This is a genomic window from Acinetobacter sp. Lyrl_1, assembly GCF_051948795.1.
GTDB lineage: Bacteria > Pseudomonadota > Gammaproteobacteria > Pseudomonadales > Moraxellaceae > Acinetobacter > Acinetobacter towneri.
The window spans coordinates 69,761-87,873 of sequence record NZ_JAYJLK010000006.1; the positions used below are offsets into that span (position 1 = coordinate 69,761).

15 protein-coding genes and 1 tRNA gene are annotated in these 18,113 nt (G+C 40.3%); 12 read left to right on the top strand and 4 right to left on the bottom strand.

Annotated elements, in window-relative coordinates:
- Positions 1-107: 107 nt before the first annotated feature.
- A complete protein-coding gene (rpmE, locus tag VF675_RS04010; RefSeq protein ID WP_004971624.1) occupies positions 108-332 on the top strand; it encodes a 50S ribosomal protein L31 in 225 nt (74 codons plus the stop codon).
- Between the two features lie 86 nt (positions 333-418).
- On the opposite strand, the gene VF675_RS04015 is transcribed toward rpmE, so the two are convergent.
- Genes VF675_RS04015 through epmB form a run of 3 tightly spaced genes read right to left on the bottom strand, consistent with a single transcriptional unit; the run spans position 419 to position 5,300 of the window.
- Positions 419-2,542 carry an EAL domain-containing protein gene (locus VF675_RS04015; protein ID WP_004971622.1) on the bottom strand — a complete coding sequence of 708 codons (2,124 nt, stop codon included), beginning with the start codon at positions 2,540-2,542 and terminating at the stop codon, positions 419-421.
- Complete coding sequence (locus VF675_RS04020; protein ID WP_004971620.1) at positions 2,524-4,269, bottom strand: hypothetical protein; 1,746 nt, start codon at positions 4,267-4,269, stop codon at positions 2,524-2,526. Before VF675_RS04020 ends, VF675_RS04015 begins: the two co-directional genes overlap by 19 nt.
- A gap of 14 nt (positions 4,270-4,283) precedes the next feature.
- Entirely contained in the window at positions 4,284-5,300 is a 1,017-nt protein-coding gene (gene epmB, locus VF675_RS04025; protein ID WP_096901068.1) for an EF-P beta-lysylation protein EpmB, read from the bottom strand.
- A 312-nt stretch (positions 5,301-5,612) separates the two neighbouring features.
- Between epmB and efp the strand changes: the two genes are divergently transcribed.
- The 11 genes from efp (at position 5,613) to VF675_RS04080 (ending at position 17,247) form a co-directional block, all read left to right on the top strand.
- Entirely contained in the window at positions 5,613-6,182 is a 570-nt protein-coding gene (gene efp / locus VF675_RS04030) for an elongation factor P (RefSeq protein ID WP_004971615.1), read from the top strand.
- A gap of 577 nt (positions 6,183-6,759) precedes the next feature.
- Positions 6,760-8,859 (top strand): carbon starvation CstA family protein, encoded by a 2,100-nt coding sequence (locus VF675_RS04035; RefSeq protein WP_440204813.1) that lies wholly within the window; start codon positions 6,760-6,762, stop codon positions 8,857-8,859.
- A gap of 10 nt (positions 8,860-8,869) precedes the next feature.
- Positions 8,870-9,175, top strand: coding sequence for a YbdD/YjiX family protein (locus VF675_RS04040; RefSeq protein ID WP_440204814.1), 306 nt, complete (start codon positions 8,870-8,872; stop codon positions 9,173-9,175).
- Positions 9,176-9,332: 157 nt separating this feature from the next.
- Positions 9,333-10,292 carry an AAA family ATPase gene (locus VF675_RS04045; RefSeq protein WP_178318525.1) on the top strand — a complete coding sequence of 320 codons (960 nt, stop codon included), beginning with the start codon at positions 9,333-9,335 and terminating at the stop codon, positions 10,290-10,292.
- 7 nt (positions 10,293-10,299) lie between these two features.
- Positions 10,300-11,208, top strand: coding sequence for a DUF58 domain-containing protein (locus VF675_RS04050; RefSeq protein WP_167845921.1), 909 nt, complete (start codon positions 10,300-10,302; stop codon positions 11,206-11,208).
- A 5-nt stretch (positions 11,209-11,213) separates the two neighbouring features.
- On the top strand, positions 11,214-13,241 hold the full coding sequence (locus tag VF675_RS04055) for a transglutaminase family protein (protein WP_440204815.1): 2,028 nt from the start codon (positions 11,214-11,216) through the stop codon (positions 13,239-13,241).
- A 32-nt stretch (positions 13,242-13,273) separates the two neighbouring features.
- A tRNA-Val gene (locus VF675_RS04060) sits at positions 13,274-13,350 on the top strand.
- A gap of 231 nt (positions 13,351-13,581) precedes the next feature.
- On the top strand, positions 13,582-14,112 hold the full coding sequence (locus tag VF675_RS04065) for an ABC transporter permease (RefSeq protein WP_440204819.1): 531 nt from the start codon (positions 13,582-13,584) through the stop codon (positions 14,110-14,112).
- A 116-nt stretch (positions 14,113-14,228) separates the two neighbouring features.
- On the top strand, positions 14,229-14,408 hold the full coding sequence (locus VF675_RS04070) for a hypothetical protein (RefSeq protein WP_180064512.1): 180 nt from the start codon (positions 14,229-14,231) through the stop codon (positions 14,406-14,408).
- A gap of 417 nt (positions 14,409-14,825) precedes the next feature.
- The gene (locus tag VF675_RS04075) at positions 14,826-16,148 is read left to right on the top strand and encodes an NCS2 family permease (protein ID WP_178318482.1); all 1,323 of its coding nucleotides are present in this window, start codon (positions 14,826-14,828) and stop codon (positions 16,146-16,148) included.
- Positions 16,149-16,245: 97 nt separating this feature from the next.
- Complete coding sequence (locus tag VF675_RS04080) at positions 16,246-17,247, top strand: adenosine deaminase (protein ID WP_440204816.1); 1,002 nt, start codon at positions 16,246-16,248, stop codon at positions 17,245-17,247.
- Between the two features lie 105 nt (positions 17,248-17,352).
- Here VF675_RS04080 and VF675_RS04085 read toward each other — a convergent pair whose 3' ends face one another.
- On the bottom strand, positions 17,353-17,907 hold the full coding sequence (locus VF675_RS04085) for a cytochrome b (RefSeq protein WP_440204817.1): 555 nt from the start codon (positions 17,905-17,907) through the stop codon (positions 17,353-17,355).
- Positions 17,908-18,113: the final 206 nt, after the last annotated feature.

An 18,113-nucleotide genomic window follows, 5' to 3' on the forward strand; every position in this document is an offset into this window, starting at 1 on the left:
TCTGTTGTGGTGTTGGTCTGCTTTTAAAGCATGTCCTCATTTTTTTAATGAGAGTGACCAATTGCGATGACAGCTTAAGCCTTCTTAAATCTTAGGAGTAATCGACGATGCGCGCCGATATTCACCCAAAATATGAAAAATTAGTTGCAACTTGTTCTTGCGGTAACGTAATCGAAACTCGTTCAGCAGTTGGTAAAGAAACTCTTTATCTTGACGTATGTTCTGCATGCCACCCGTTCTACACTGGTAAGCAAAAGAACGTTGACACTGGCGGTCGTATCGACAAGTTCAAACAACGTTTTGCTGGTATGTCACGTTCTATCAAACGTTAATATCCAGTACGAAAAAAACGGGCAATTGCCCGTTTTTTTGTGCCTTAAATTTTAGGGTCTACAAATAGACCCTAATGCACAAGACATTATTGGTCTTGCACATCAATTAAATGATCGAGTTTTTTCTGGAAATAATCACCCTGAATAAAGCGCGCATCGACATTCCACGCATTCGCAAACAGGTTCATATCATTTAAGTCACGCAATAACACTTCTACAGGTTTAATTTCACTATAAATGCTCAATTGTTCCTGTAATTCTTGCGTCGAGTCATCAGCAGCCAGTTTTTCAGTCAGTGCACTGTGCAAGGTCAAGTAGTGAATATCGACTTGTTTCAAGATAGATTCACTATAAATCGAATGACCAAAATCACGCAGAGAAATTTCAGCGCCGTGCTGACGTAATAAACTGATTTGTTTCTGCGCATCACCTAAGTTTTGGCTGATGTCTTCTTCAGAGAATTGCAAAATTAATGGATGGCTGAGGCGGCTACCAATAATCGTTATCAGTTTAGACACAAACTCAGGGAAGCTGCGGTCTTGTAATAAAACAAATTTGTTTAAATTGATAATCAGCTTCGCTTCAGGATATTGGGTGATGAAGTTGTGCAATTGTTTACAAGCTTCGACCAAAATCCAACGATCCAGTTTAATGGATAATTCTGGGTCTTCAGCCAAATCTATTAAGCCTGTCAGTGATTTCCATTCACTATTGAAAATAAAGCCACTAGTTACTTCATAGGTATATAAATTGGTGTCTTGCTTATCATAAAGTTGTTGATACTTCAGATGAATTTCACCACGATCAAGACTTTGACGTATCGCTGCAATAATCGCAGATTCACTATACGATTGTGGTACAGCTGCAGCAGATTCAATTACATTTAAGTTAGATTCACCAAAGGACAAGTCTAAGGTTAAACCTGAGTTATGTTGTTCTTGCTGTTGTGGTAATGCGTTGGCAAAACCTTGGCTAATCAGTTGCTCAAAACTGCTTTCATTTTGAATGTCTGGAGTGAATGGCACATAACCAATACGCAAATTAAGTGGGTAAGTATGTTGATCTACCGTAAGTAATTGCGGTTTCGTGAGTGAATTTAAGCCAATCAGTTTCGATTCTAAAATTGCAGGCGATTCTGCTTGGAACAAACCAACCACTAAACCATTACTCACATTAAATAATGGTACATTGGTCTGTTCTTTTAAAAAATTTTGAATGTTGGTAAAGTAATTTTTTGTGGTTTGCCAGTCGGCTTGGAAAATTGATTCAGGACAGTTCGCCAAAGAAAACACCACCAAAGCATTGGCACTAGAAGGCTGTTTGGCTAAAGTGCGATTTACCAATTGGTATGTGCTTGGTTTTGCCGCTGCTTTGTCTGCTGTCGTTTGAGCAGGGACAGTATTTTGCGCCGTATTTTCAATATCTATGGTGATTTGTATGGCGTCGTCAGCTGCTCCAACAAATTCAATTTTGAGCGGGTTTTGTTTTGCCAGAAGCGGGTTTTGGCTATGAATATCAAAACGGCCGTGTTCAAATTGTCCTTGACTGACTTTCTTAAAGCGGAATTTAAAATCTGTAATATCTTGCGGTTGCAATAAATCCAATAATGGCAAGCCAATAAGGTCATCTTCACTTTTTAAACCAAATAGCTGTAAATATTCAGCATTGGCTTGTGCATGAATTCCTTCCTGAATAATGGCTACTGCTTTGCTACTGTCTTCGACCAACGCCTGAGCTTGTGATTGTGCATTTTCCAGTTCAGTCATAAGTTGTTCTTGTGACTGCTGTAAGCGACTAAAAGACAGTGCGCGAATTAAGCCAAAATAGAAGCGTTCGGGGTAATCTAAATTGATAATGTCATAGATGCCTTTGCGCACATAACTGGTGTATTGCGTGGCATCGTAATCGTCTGGTTTGAGCAAAAGTAGCGGTAAATTTGGTTGCTGTGATGCACGAATTAAAGTGAGTGCCTGATCGACTTTTAGGTCATAAGCACGACCAAAGATCACCAAATCCCAAGTTAAATGTAATTGTTTTTCAAAGTTTTTAATGTCATCTAATAGATAAGCCTGAACACGGTGCTCATTTGCAGTGAGTTGTTCACAAATTTGATTAAAACGTATTTGGTTGTCATCGATTATGAGTAAACGTGTTTCGGTACGTTTGAGCTTTTTAGACAATAATGGATTTCTCACTTTAATGCTTCCCATAAATCGTGATTTTTAACTTCATTCACTTGTTTCTGAATAAAACCATCAAGTAAAGGCTGTTGTTGGTCATTCAACAACTCAAAATCAAAGCGCATAAAGCTTTGGGTAATCAATAACGGCTTAATTAAGAACACTTTTAGTTCTTCTTCACCTAAACGTAGCTGTACGGTTTGTTTGTCACGTAATAATTGCAGACTTGGCAAAATCAATGAGGTATTGACTTCATTGACCTGCGTACTTTGTACCAATAATGCTGGATGATAATGTCCTGTATGCCGATCTGTTTTAACAAAAACAGCACAAGGGTAAATATCTTGGGTTAAAATTTCCAAGCCAAGTTCTAAGCTTTTTTCAGCAGATTGTTTAATCCAGCGAATGACACCACCACGCCACGGACTTTGGCTATTTTCCTGAACCAGAATAAATTCACCTGTTTTAAGGTTTTTCGGTGTTTCACCCGTCCATTTAATACGATAGCCGTTGACACTAATATCTAAAACATCGGCATTGTAAATTTGTTTGGCTTCACGGTCTAAGGTTTTAACAGCGCTAATATCTACCGTAGAGTTGGTATGCATGGCATTGATAAACTGGCTTTCATTCTGGAATTGGTAGTTATCGCCCAAAGCCAGCGTTTCATTGAAGTTTTTACCATTAGACAGATAAAAATGTGCCACAGTCAAACCAAAGCAAATTTTAATCCGTGCCGAATATTCATAACGCTCATGCACACGTTCTGCTGTATTGGTCAAAATATTGTGCAAATGGAAATGCAAAGCAGGGGTTAAGAATAGCTTTTCATTGCGTGATAAATGTTCACCTTTACGACCTTGAACTTCATTTAAATGATCGAGTAGGGGTTGAGTTGCAATAAAAATATTGGCATGAAAACCTTGGCTTTGGTGCGTATTGTAAATAGGTGGATGATCTTTGCTTGCATCGACCACATAACGTGAAAGCGTCGTTTCTTTGGGTAAAACTTGAATCAGTTTTGCCCAATCAAAGCTACAGAGATATAAGCCTTGAATTTCTGCAGGTCGAATTTGATGGGTATTGAAAATTTCCAATAAAATCAGCTGTGCATAGGCTTGAGCAATATTAATCAGTTGATGTTGTGTGCCTTGTAACTGATTAATATTATTTAAATAATAATGTTGTTGAATGGCTGTATCTAAAAGTTGGTGTGCAATTAACCACTGATTTGGCAAGGCGTGGCTATAAAGCATGTGTTGTTGATAGCGCAGTAGAGCTAATTGTTGTAAAGCATAATAGCTAGATAGAACTCGTGCAGTTTGTAAGTTCTTTTTTAAATTAAAGGCAAATAAAGAAAATTTTTGTTGGGTGAGTTGTTGGTGGCTACGTCGGGAAATATTAATATAGACTTTGGCGAAATGACTGCGTAATAACAGCGCGAGTTCAATAATATGATCGTTGCGGTCATTACTAATCAAAGCCTGGTTGAAAAAATGCTTTTCCAGACTGGTAAGCACATTTTCAAGTGTCGGATGAATAGCTTGAATTAAGTCAAAACGTAATGTTTCCTGACATTTCAGTTCTGAAATTTCTAAAAGTGCATTAAATAGAGCTTGGGAAGAATCACCCAATTGTAAAATGGATAAATCCGCTGCCCATGCCTGAATGCTTTTAACCGTATTTTGACAAAAACTCAATTGCTCCAGCTTTAGTTCGCTGGGAACTAGAAAAAGATCTGAAGTATTCATATTCATGATTGTTATTTAACTCAATAAGTTGAAACCCCAAAAAGCGGTGTCTTGTTTTTTTCGCCCGCAATTTCCCTAACGAGTTTAGGAACTAAATAGCCGGGTAAGTTCGCTAAAAGCTCTTTATAGATGTGATCAATGTCTTGCGGCATTAAATCAAAATGATGAGCTCCTTTTACTTTATCTAACACGTGTAAATAGTAAGGCATCACCCCCGCATCAAAAAGACGATAGCTTAAATCGACCAAGACCTGAGCAGAATTATTGACCCCATTTAATAAGACTGCTTGATTCAGAACGGTGATGTTTTGTTCGACTAACTTGGCAAGTTGCGAACAGGTAAAGTCATCTAATTCTGATGCGTGGTTCGAGTGTACCACTAGAATAATACGCAGCCTACTATTTTTTAGTAAGGAAATCAGCGATTCATCGACACGGTTGGGAATAACAATCGGAACTCGTGAATGAATTCTCAAAAATTTTATTTGCGGAATAGACGCCAATCGCTCAATCCAGATATTTAATTTACGATTTGACAAAGTGAGCGGGTCGCCACCACTTAAAATCACTTCATTAATATCGGGCTGACTTTCAATGTAATTACGGATATTGTCCCAGTCTTCAGTTTTTGGCAGATTTTCCTGATAAGGAAAGTGCCTGCGGAAACAATAACGACAATGTACTGCGCAAGCACCAGTCAAGGTCAGCAAAAAGCGTGATTTATATTTGTGTAAGACTCCAGGTTGTTGATTGGCTTGTTCCTCACCCAAAGGGTCGGTCACAAATCCAGGATGATCTTCCAGTTCTAAATGATGCGGCAGAACCTGTAACAGTAAAGGATCGAGTGGATTGCCTTTTTGCATTTTGGCCACAAATGCACGCGGGATACGCAATTTAAACTGATTGGATGCCAGTAAAGCACCTGACAGCAACTGCTGTTCAGACAGCTCTAAAATATTTAACAATTCGCGTGGGTCGGTGATCAAGTCACTGAGTTGAGATTGCCAGTTTTGTTCTTGGTACAGGTAGTTGATCATGCCAGAAAAGATTTAAATATGAGGTGAAAGGAACCAAGTACACATCTATTTAGCGTAGATGAATTCTTTGTTCATTGAGCGTGAATGCCGCGAATGATTAATCGCTTTGAATCAGAATCATTACAAAACAGCTGATTTTACCGATATCTTGAGGTGATCGGTAGTGGATTTTCATTGCTTCGTTATGGCTTGCTCATTTACAATACGTCCGATGAAAAAAGATGTTGCAAGATGGCGAGCATCGCAAAGCTGCGTTGGTCATTTGCTTTGTAACATAAATAGTTAAGTTAGTCAGTTTGGAGTGTGCCAGTCATGGCCTATTATTCTACGAATGATTTCAAGTCAGGCCTTAAGGTTATGCTTGATGGTAACCCATGTTCAATCATGGAAAATGAATATGTAAAGCCAGGTAAAGGTCAAGCGTTTAACCGCGTAAAACTTCGTAACCTTCGTTCTGGTAAAGTTTTAGAAAAAACATTTAAGTCTGGTGATTCACTAGAAGCAGCTGACATTGTAGAAGTAGAAATGGAATACCTCTACAACGATGGCGAAATGTGGAACTTCATGGATCCTGTATCTTTTGAGCAAATTGCTGCTGACAAAACCGCAATGGGCGATGCTGCAAAATGGTTAAAAGATGATTCAAACGAAAAATGTACCATTATGTTGTTTAACGGTGTGCCTTTAACTGTAAACGCACCAAACTTCGTGGTATTAAAAATTGTCGAAACTGATCCGGGTGTACGTGGCGATACTTCTGGTGGTGGCGGTAAACCAGCGAAATTAGAAACAGGTGCAGTGGTACGTGTTCCTTTATTCGTACAGCAAGAAGAAAGCGTTCGTGTAGATACACGTACAGGTGAATACCTAGAACGCGCATAATGATTTATTGATAAATCATAAGTAAAAGAGGGGGATGATTCGCGTCATCCCCCTTTTTTGTTGATTTGATTATGTGGTAAAAGAATAGGTGAAAAGTATAGGAAACTGTTGGTGCTCCATTTAAGTGTACGGTAGCGCACACTATGGATGTAAGGGCAGCAGACATCAAAATAAAAGGAGCAGGATCAACCAAGGATTTAGGAATTAAAGCAAGGGTCTGTAGACATTTCATAAATGGCTTGCGCTGTAGGCTAAAACTGAGCAGATCAGGCATGAAACGCAGGGAATAGCGAGACTATTGCCAAGTTTCATAACGCAATCTGAGAAAGTTTTAGCCACAGCCTTAGCAAAAACAAGCACTGCTTTGTTTGCAGTGCAAGGCGCAGCGAAGGACAAGCATATTTTTTTGCTGCTATTTCGTTATGAGTCAGTCATTTAGAATGACTAAATTTCCTGCCTCATGCCTTATATCAGTTAAAAAATATGCGTAGTCGCAAACATAGACGAAGTGTCTACAGCCCCTAAATCTCGACAATAAAAGTAACGCTTAAAAAATGTAACAAGAAGAGAGATTGACATGGAAACAGTTCAACCGAAGTCAGGTCTGACTTCAAAAATTATATGGCTTTTGGTCGCTATATTGGGTGCAGTATCTTTTGGGATATTGGCAGTCAGTAGAGGCGAACACATCAATGCAGTCTGGTTAGTTTTAGCTGCGGTCTGTGTCTATAGCATTGCATACCGCTTCTACAGTTTATTTATTGCCACCAAAGTATTTGAGTTAAATGAGCGACGCTTAACGCCCGCACATCGTTTGGCTGACGGTTTAGATTATGTGCCCACCAATAAAAGTGTGTTATTTGGTCACCACTTTGCCGCGATTGCAGGTGCAGGCCCTTTAGTTGGGCCTATTCTTGCAGCACAAATGGGTTATTTACCCGGCACGATCTGGCTTTTAGTCGGGGTGGTGTTGGCAGGTGCAGTCCAAGACTTTTTGGTTTTGTTTATTTCTACACGTCGTGATGGGCGTTCTTTGGGAGAAATGGCAAAACAAGAGTTGGGTTCATTTGCTGGTGTGATTGTCATGCTGGGTGCGCTGGGCGTGATGGTGATTATTCTTGCCGTACTCGCTTTGGTTGTCGTGAAAGCTTTAACCAATAGTCCGTGGGGCGTATTTAGTATTGCAGCCACCATCCCAATTGCGATTTTCATGGGCATTTATATGCGTTTTATTCGCCCAGGGAAAATTGCTGAGGTTTCCATTATTGGTTTTGTCCTGATGATGATGGGTATTATTTATGGTGAAAATGTTGCACAGCATCCATTCTGGGGGCCTTTATTTACTTTAAGTGGCACAGAATTAACGTGGTGTTTAATTGCCTACGGTTTTATTGCTTCAGTTTTGCCAGTGTGGTTGTTATTGGCGCCACGTGATTATTTATCGACGTTCTTAAAAATTGGTGTTATTGCGGGTTTGGCTGTCGGGATTGTGTTTGCAATGCCTGAAATGAAGATGCCTGCGGTGACCCATTTTATTGATGGTACAGGGCCAGTATTTGCGGGTTCATTGTTCCCATTCTTATTTATTACCATTGCCTGCGGTGCGATTTCAGGTTTCCACGCCTTAGTGTCTTCAGGTACGACGCCAAAACTAGTCAATAACGAAAAAGACATTCGGATGATTGGTTATGGCGGCATGTTGATGGAGTCTTTCGTGGCAATCATGGCAATGATTTGTGCCACGGTGCTAGACCCAGGCGTGTACTTTGCCATTAATGCACCCACTGCAGTTTTAGGTACAACGGTGGAAAGTGCAGCAGAAGCGGTACGAAATTTAGGCTTTGTAGTGACTCCTGAGGCTTTAACCATTTTGGCAAAAGAAGTCGGTGAAAGCTCGATTCTGTCACGTACGGGTGGTGCGCCAACGTTTGCAATTGGTATGGCACATATCATCACCGAGATTTTTAATAACCGCTCAATGATGGCATTCTGGTATCACTTTGCCATTTTATTTGAAGCCTTATTTATTTTAACTGCAGTAGATGCAGGCACACGTGCTTGCCGTTTTATGGTGCAAGATACTGTAGGTATTGTTATTCCTGCAGTGAAAAATTCACATAACTTCTTTGGTAACTTGCTTGGCACAGCAGTTGCGGTGGCTGGTTGGGGCTTCTTCGTCTATCAAGGCGTGGTCGATCCTTTAGGCGGTATTAATAGCTTATGGCCTCTATTTGGTATTGGTAACCAAATTTTGGCAGCGATGGCGCTCATTTTAGGTACAGTGATTCTGTTTAAAATGAAAAAAGAAAAATATGTTTGGGTGACGATTATCCCTACAGTTTTCTTGTTCATTACTTCAATGACTGCAGGTTGGCAAAAGATTTTCCACGACAATCCCAAAATTGGTTTCTTGGCGCAAGCAGATCGTTTCAATGCTGCAATTCAACGCAATGAAATTTTAGCACCTGCAAAAACAGTGACTGAAATGCAAACCATTGTCATGTCCAATCAAATTAATGCCGTGTTATGTGGTTTCTTTATGATTGTGGCATTTGTGATGTTGTTCGCTGCCATTGGGGTGATTCGTCGTGCCTTGGCAAGTCCAACACCAACTGTACATGAAGCTGAAGCGATTTATCGTGATCCTGAAACGATTCAGCCGAATAGTGGTCATTAGGAGTGAGCACATGATTAAGCTTAAATTTACCCAACAGGGTAAAACGGTGATTTACAACATCATTAAAATGACCATCATGTCGCAAAAGGATTTGATTCTGAATCCGAAAAACTGGTCGCGTATCGCTACTTTATGGCAGCGTTTGCAACAAAGTTTTCGTTTAATGGTCGGTGTACCCGATTATCAGAATTATTTGGAACACATGCGTAAGCATCATCCAGATTTAGAAGCCATGGATCCGAAGACTTTTTATCGCTACTGTGTCGATGCGCGTTATCCATCGGCAAAAGGTGGTTTGAAAAAGTGTCCGTGTTAATCCCGTATCACGATGGAAACGTATAGAGATACGAGCTGTTTAAAACTTACTTTTTTAGGCAGTTTAGAATATCTCGAGGATTTCTTTGGAAATTTAGCAAAACGGTGTATGTTTAAACATGCGCCGTTTTTTATTGGGGATAAGGGGATTTACTGTGATTTGGGGTACAGAAAAAGTTCAAAAACAACAACTGACGCAAGCGCAGCAACAGCTCAATGCACAGATTGAATCTTATGCTGGAAAAATTCAGGCTTTTTTGACTGAAATTAATACCATTATTTTAGATAAAGAACAGCAGACCAAATTGGCGTTAAGTTGTTTGTTGGCGGGCGGGCATGTGCTTTTTGAAGATTTACCCGGATTAGGTAAAACGACTTTATCGAGTGCCTTATCGCACTTGGCGGGTCTGCAATTTCAGCGTATTCAGTTTACCAATGACATGCTGGCCAGTGATGTGATTGGCGTGAATATGTTTAATCAAAAAGAACATCAATTTGAGTTTAAGCAAGGCCCTATTTTTACCCAAATTTTATTGGCAGATGAAATTAACCGTTGTTCGCCTAAAACCCAAAGTGCCTTGTTGGAAGCGATGGAAGAAGGCGCGGTTACGGTGGATGGTGTGCGTTATAGCTTGCCGCAACCTTTTTGGGTGATTGCCACACAAAATCCACTGTTTCAAAGTGGTACTTATGCGCTGCCAGAATCACAGCTTGATCGTTTTTTAATGCGTCTGTCTTTGGGTTATCCATCGCGTTTTGCTGAAAAAATGTTGCTGCAACAAAACTCCAGACATGCGCTGATTGCCAGTTTGGCCCATATTTTTACTGAAACAGAAATTTTAAATTTACAGCAATTGGTCACGGAAATTTATGTGTCAGATACCGCGCTAGATTACTTACTCGACTTAGCCACAGAAACCCGTAAAGCGCGTCACGGATTATCTACCCGTGGTGTTTTGGCATTGAAAAAAGCAGCACAAGCACATGCTCTAATTGAGCAACGTAGTTTTGTCACTGCCGATGATATTCAAGCGGTATTTGTGGCAGTTGCCGCACATCGTATTGGATTGAGTGAGGCAGAAACTTTGCATGTGATGCAACAGGTTAAAGTGAGTTAGTACACGCATGTTTAAGCAGGCATGGCAAAACTGGATCAAGACACGTTTTAAATTTGATCGACACAAGGCCTTAAAACAAAAAGATATTTTGGTTTTTATTTACCAACAGGGCTATCTGTATTTAGTGCTGATTTTAATCACGTTTATTGCAGGTGTGAATTATGGCAATAACCTGATTTTAGGCTTTTGCTTTTTGATCAGCGCCATTTTATGTATCAGCTTTTATTTGACCTTTAAGCAGTTGCATGAATTAGAGATAGAAATTGTGACTACTGAAGTTGGGCAAGTGGGCGAAGTATTGCAATTACAATTGCATTTCAAACAAGAGGTCGCGCAGGCACGTTATTTATGGATTAAAGCCAATCATCAATTAGAAAAGGTTCTTATTCAAGACACCCAGCAGCAGTATGTATTGACATTTTTTGCGGAGCAACGTGGGCAGTTTAATTTCCCTCATTTACACATTTATTCGGTTTATCCTTTTGGCTTGGTACGTGCGTGGACTTATTTGAATTTGACACGTACCGCGTGGGTTGCGCCCAAAGCCGCCATGTATAGCGCAGAGAATAAACAGCATCAACACAGCTTTCAACCTGATTTAGACGAGTTTCGTGAGCTGCGTGATTTTCAATTGGGCGATTCTTTGCAAGCTGTGTCGTGGAAGCAAGCGGCACGAGGGCAAGGCTTATATGTCAAAGTTTTTGAACAATATCAGGATCAACAGAGTATCGACATTCACTATGAACACATGCCTGCACCGACCCACGAAGAAAAATTAAGTTTGATGATGGGTTTGGCCGAGCAATGTGAACAACAACAGTTGAATTATGCGATGTTTTTGCCACATGCGACCCTTGAAAAAGGCGTAGGTGAGCGGCAGTTGAAACAGGCAAAAATTCTTTTGGCACAGGCTTGACGATCATGCACAACTCAATTCAGCAATCTATTTTGCTTAGCCTGATCTTAATTTTGGCTGCTCACATACTGTTTAGCCCTGTGGCATTGAGCGTCATTTTCGCCATCATGTTGTTGCTGTTGTATCGTCACTATAAAAACAAGACAGCGCGTATTTCTAAAGTTTGGACTTATGGATTGACCTGCTGTGCCTTAGCCAGCATTTATCTGAGTTATAAAAGCCTGATTGGCGTAGAGGCTGGTGTTGCCTTATTAAGCACCTTTTTGTTTGCCAAAGCTTTAGAAAGTCATACCCAGCGCGACCTGATTATTTTATTTAATTTTGCGCTCTTTGTGAGTGCCAGTTCATTTTTATACAGCCAAAGCATGTGGATGACCGTGTTGGTCATTCTATGTTTAATCAGTTGTTTAATTGGGTTATATCGGATTCAAAAAAGTGCATTTTCAGATTATGCGTCGCGTCATTCGAGCAGCCAAGATGCAAAGCATGACCTTAAAAATGTCGCCAAGTTTATCGCATACGCTTTGCCATTCTTTTTATTATTGTTTTTATTCTTTCCACGTTTACCGCCATTGTGGCATGTACCTATTCCTGATGCCAAAGGCGTGACAGGTATTAGTGACACGATGTCACCGGGCGATATTGCCGAATTATCACAATCTTCTGCTTTGGCATTTCGTATTGTGGGGAATATGCAGCAACTGCCGCCACGTTCAAAACTATATTGGCGGGCGATGGTACTTGATCAATATGATGGTCGCACATGGACAAGCAATTTTAGCAATCAACAACCCGTTCAGGCAGCACAATTACAGCCAGAGCAAGTCGATTTTCAGTATCAATATATTGCAGCAGACCCACGTGCACAGTGGATTATGGCGCTGGAAAAATCTGTACCGAATCAACACGGTTATGTATTACGCCGTGATTGGAGTATGGTGCCACAGCGTCAAAATGGTCGGATTCAACCGATTGCTTTGCAGTGGGTTGGGGAATCCGCACGTATTCAAGGGGATGATGCACAGAACGAGCGTTATCGACGCTTTAGCCAGCGTTTAAATGTTCAGGTACAGACGCAATCTGACCCAAAAGCTCAGCAATTTGCCCTGCAGATGTTTGCTCAAAGTCAGCAACAACCTGAACGCTACGTGCAGAATGTATTGCAGTGGTATCGCAATAATGGCTTTAGTTATACCTTAAAACCTGGAATGCTCGGACAAAACCGAGTCGATGAATTCTTGTTTCAGAGTAAGCAAGGTTTTTGTGAACATTATGCCTCAAGTTTTGCCTTATTGATGCGTTATGTCGGGATTCCAGCGCGTGTAGTCGTGGGCTATCAGGGTGGGGAACTTGCACCCGATGGACAAAGCTGGGAAGTACGACAGCAAGATGCACATGCTTGGACAGAAGTGTTGCTCAATCAACAATGGGTACGCATAGACCCGACAGCCATCATTGCACCTCAACGTATAGATGATGGTATGCAAAACCTAATGGCAGATGATCGGGCCGTTTTGGGTGCTGACACACAAATGTGGCAATACCAACATTCTAATTTTATTCGTTCTTTACGGGTGTGGAGTGATTATGCAAGTTATCAATGGCAAAGCAAGGTCGTGGGTTATGATGCCGAGTCACAGCGTCACTGGTTTGGACGCTTAGGGCTGCACTCAAACTATGCTTTGGCAGCGGTGTTGGTTTCAAGTATTCTCATGATCTTAGCAGGGTATTTTGGCTGGATTTTTTGGAAAAAACGTCAGCAAGGTTCTCGCATAAATCGTGCCTTAGACAAATTTTCTAAAAGATTGCCCGCTCAGTTGCAAAAACAGGATGCAGAAACAGTGAGTGTGTGGATGCAGCGTTTAGCAGCGCAGGTAGATGCAAATGAACAAGAGGCATTTAAGCGTTTAGGCGTGTGCTATCAACAATATTCTTATGCGCCTGAACATGACAGTGTTTCAGAGCAGGTGTTTTTTGATTTGCTTAAAACTTGCTCGGATGTGTTGAAAAAACACAGAAAGGACTTGTCTTAAAAATCAAAACTGAATATGATGCGAAGCACTTTAGGCGTATAGCTCAGTTGGTTAGAGCGCTACGTTGACATCGTAGAGGTCTCCAGTTCGAGTCTGGATATGCCTACCAATACATTAAAATTATATGTTGTTACATAACTTCATATAAGTAATAAAGCTCTGAATTATAACGATTTAGGGCTTTTTTATTGCTTTTCTTAAAGATACATAAATTCGCTTATAGTTTAAAAATATGTACACAGTGGTGTACACATGTAAGTTTTCGGCTTATTTTGCACTAATTGGTTTTTATTTTGCACTAGAGCTTTGAAGCCTCTTTCCACATTTCATTTGTGCACTGATTCGTGAGCGAGAACATGGCACCATTAAGCATTTAACGGTTATGCTAGTCACGGTTTTTGAAATTATGCTGGCAAAGGTTTTATCGATGAGCCTTGTGGTGCTTTTAGCAGCTTTTTTAGGCTTAAAAGTAGTGGTGCAGGGGGCATTACAGGTACCCATAGAAGGAAGTTTGCTGTTATTTTTCTTTGGAGCCTTGCTGACCTTATTTGCAACAACCTCAATGGGTATATACATGGCAACCGTGTCTAAATCGATGCCGCAATTTGGTTTGCTGATGATGCTTATTTTGATTCCCTTGCAAATGCTGTCTGGGGCAAGTACACCAAGAGAAAGCATGCCAGAAATCATTCAAAATATCATGCTGATTGCACCGACAACGCATTTTGTAACATTGGCTCAAGCAATTTTATACCGAAATGCAGGATTGGATGTGGTCTGGCCTTCGTTTCTATGGCTAATCGCAATTGCAACAATTTTTTTCTATGTATCTTGGAAACGCTTTAAAAATACCATCCATACAATGGCTTAATGTGATGAATTAAGTTTGATGGTTGAAGCAAAAATTTTGATTAAGGTGTATTAAAAGTTACACTAGGCATAATTTTTGCTAATATGTATGAAAATTGTTCAATAAAAGTAAATGACATGAAACACATTCTTGTACCAGTTTTGGTGGTGTTGGTCGTTTTATTAGGTTATCTCGTTTACTTGGAAGAGGAAACGCGAAAGCAGACAGAACTGAACCAAGTTTTGACTGAATCTGCAAATTTATCGCTAGAAAAAACAGAAGCGGCTACACCACAGATTTTGCAAGTCACAGAATAAGCGTAGAAATTTCTAACATAATGTGTGGTAATTGCTTTATTCATCACACTTTTGTGTGCTTCACTTTATCGTAAAATTTTATCTTTAATTCAAAAAACTAGAATTTTTAAAAAATCCCTATGGTATAATTTGCCAATTGAAACTGCTTCATCACAACTCAATTGCATTACTTTTGAGAGTGGTTGAAGTAAAAAAAGATGAACAAAGCTGCATAAAATTTATGCGGCTTTTTTATTTAGCATTCCGAAATTTTGATTTTGATAAAATCAAATGCTTGATTGTGAATTAAGTTTATCTTTTTCATGTAATTTCACATGCTTATTGGGCAAATCTATTGTTGCAACTAACACAGGCTTTTAAGTGCTGACTTAAAATTCAGTCATACTGCAAATTCAGTTTATTTACAGGGGCTAGGTCATGACGACTCCTAATCCATCCTCAGCGGGAATGCTTGAGCGCTTATTCAAATTAAGCGAAAACAAGACCACATTCCGTACCGAGATTTTGGCGGGTGTAACCACCTTCTTAACCATGTGTTACATCATTATTGTCAATCCAATGATTTTATCTGAAACAGGAATGGATCATGGAGCTGTCTTTGTCGCCACCTGCTTAGCCGCAGCAATTGGCTGCCTAGTGATGGGGATTGTTGCTAACTACCCAATCGCACTGGCACCGGGCATGGGGCTAAATGCTTATTTCACTTACTCGGTGTGTTTAGGCATGGGAGTGCCTTGGCAAACGGCTTTGGCAGCAGTTTTTGTATCAGGAATTATTTTCATTGCTATTAGCATGTTTAAAATCCGTGAAGCAATAGTCAATGCCATTCCAATGTCATTAAAATTAGCCATTGGCGGTGGTATTGGTTTATTCCTTGCTTTAATCGCACTTAAAAATGCTGGTGTTATTGTCGATAATCCTGCGACTTTGGTGGGCTTAGGTGACTTAAAACAACCCACTGTACTTTTAGCGCTATTGGGGTTTTTAATGGTGGTGGTGATGCATCACTTTAAAGTGCGTGGTGCAATTATCATCAGTATTTTGGTGTTAACTGCTATTTCAACAGCTTTAGGTCTAAGCGAATTTAAAGGAGTGGTTGGTGAAATTCCATCTATTGCACCTACTTTTATGCAGATGGACTTTGAAGGTCTATTTACAGCAAGTTTAATTGGTGTAATTTTCGTATTTTTCTTGGTCGATTTATTTGACTCTACAGGCACTTTAGTGGGTGTTTCACACCGCGCAGGCTTGTTACAAGATGGCAAATTACCTCGTTTGAAAAAAGCGCTTTTTGCCGACTCTTCTGCCATTGTAGCAGGTGCGGCATTGGGTACATCTTCAACAACGCCGTATATTGAATCATCTGCAGGTGTTGCAGCGGGTGGTCGTACTGGTTTAACCGCTGTGATTGTTGGCTTGTTGTTTATTGCCTGTTTATTTCTAGCGCCGCTCGCGCAATCGGTACCTGGTTTTGCAACAGCACCTGCCTTGTTATTTGTGGGTGTATTGATGATTCAGGGCATTGTGCATATTGATTGGGATGACATCACCGAAGCAGTACCTGCCTTCTTAACCCTCGTGTTCATGCCATTTACTTATTCCATTGCCGATGGCATCGCCATGGGCTTTATTAGCTATGCGCTGATTAAACTACTCACAGGCAAAGCCAAGTCTGTACCTTATATGGTTTGGATTATTGCTGCACTTTGGGCATTAAAATTTGCCATGTTTGGCGGTTAATATTTTAAACGGTAATGGGGTGTAAACTCAGTTTGCACCCTTTTTTATTTTGATCAATTTTTGAAACTCTCCCATTCAATAGCAAAAAGGACAGAACATGAATCAACTTGAGCTAATCCGAGCATTACCTAAAGCAGAACTGCATGTGCATATTGAAGGTACTTTTGAACCAGAATTGATGTTTGCTATTGCGCAGCGCAACCAAATTGACATCCCTTATCAGTCCGTAGAAGAAGTCAAACAAGCCTATAACTTTCATAACTTGCAGTCTTTTTTAGATATTTATTATGCAGGCGCACAAGTGTTGGTGCATGAGCAAGATTTTTACGATTTGGCTTGGGCGTATTTTGAAAAATGTGCTGAAGACCGTGTGGTACATACCGAAATGTTTTTTGACCCGCAAACCCATACCGAGCGTGGTGTGGCATTTGCAACCGTGATTAATGGCTTACAACGTGCTTGTGATGATGCGCAAACAAAATTAGGCATCAGTTCAAATTTAATTATGTGTTTCTTGCGTCATTTAAGCGAAGATGCAGCATTTGCCACACTTGAACAGGCTTTGCCTTATAAAGATCAAATTATCGCAGTGGGTTTGGACTCAAGCGAAGTTGGACATCCACCTTCAAAGTTTGAACGTGTCTTTGCCAAAGCACGTGAAGCAGGCTTTTTAGTCGTGGCACATGCAGGCGAAGAAGGGCCAGCCGAATATGTTTGGGAAGCATTAGATTTACTGAAAGTAAACCGTATTGATCATGGTGTGCGTTCTGAAGAAGATCCTGTATTAATGCAACGTCTAATTGCAGAGAAAATGCCGCTCACGGTCTGTCCATTGAGTAATTTAAAGCTATGCGTAGTGGATGATATGGCACAGCACAACATCCGCCGTTTATTGCAGCAGGGTGTTAAAGTGACAGTTAATTCAGATGATCCATCTTATTTTGGTGGTTATATGAATGATAACTTTGTTGCTATTAGCCAAGCTTTAGATTTAAGCAATGCTGAATTAAAACAATTGGCGGTTAATTCTTTTGAAGCTTCATTTATTTCGGCTGAAGAAAAGCAAAAATGGATTGAGCAAATTCAAGCATTGGGATGAGTTAAACTGAATTTAGATTAGCTTAGACTACAAAAAAGCAGCTTAATTTAAGCTGCTTTTTTGTGGGAGAACGATTTGAATCGCTTTAAACTCAAGCTTTAAAAATTATTTACCTTGTTGCGTCATACTACGCAATACATCGTCTTTATCTATAAAGTGATGTTTAAGTGCTGCAAGCATATGCCCAACCACCATTGCCCCTGCAAACCATGACAAATAAGTATGCACAGGTTTAACAATTGCTAATAGTTCGGGGTTCTTATCCACCAAGGCTGGAATTTCAAATAAATACAACACAGGCACAGGTTTACCCACGCTCCAGCTAAACAAACAGCCCGTGATTGGAATCGCAATCAGCATAAAATACAGACCTAGATGTCCTAAATGCGCTAGTGTTTTCATCAACGGTGACATGCTGTCAGGCAGTTGTGGCGCAGGGTGGGTGTAACGCCAAAATAAGCGAATCACCAATAAAAATATAATCGGTGTGGCGACATTTTTATGCAGGGTAATTACATCACCTTTGAAGCTGCCATCGGCTTCATAGCTCAAAAAGTTGCCACTGAAAAAACCGATTGCCCATGCGGCAATAAAAATAATCGCCATGAGCCAATGTAAAACTTGTGCGGTACGGGTGTAATATGAATGAGAACTGTTCATGTTGTGTTTCAGGCGAATAGTGTGCTTGCATGCTAAACAACAGCATGTAGCGAAAAAAGTATCCTCCTGCAACGGAGTGTTGAAAATCTGCAACGCTGCAAAAAAATAGCGTTCTTGAGGGGCTGTTGATATTTCATAAATGGTTTGCGCTGTAGGCTAAAACTGAGCAGATCAGGCATGAAACGCAGGGAATAGCGAGACTATTG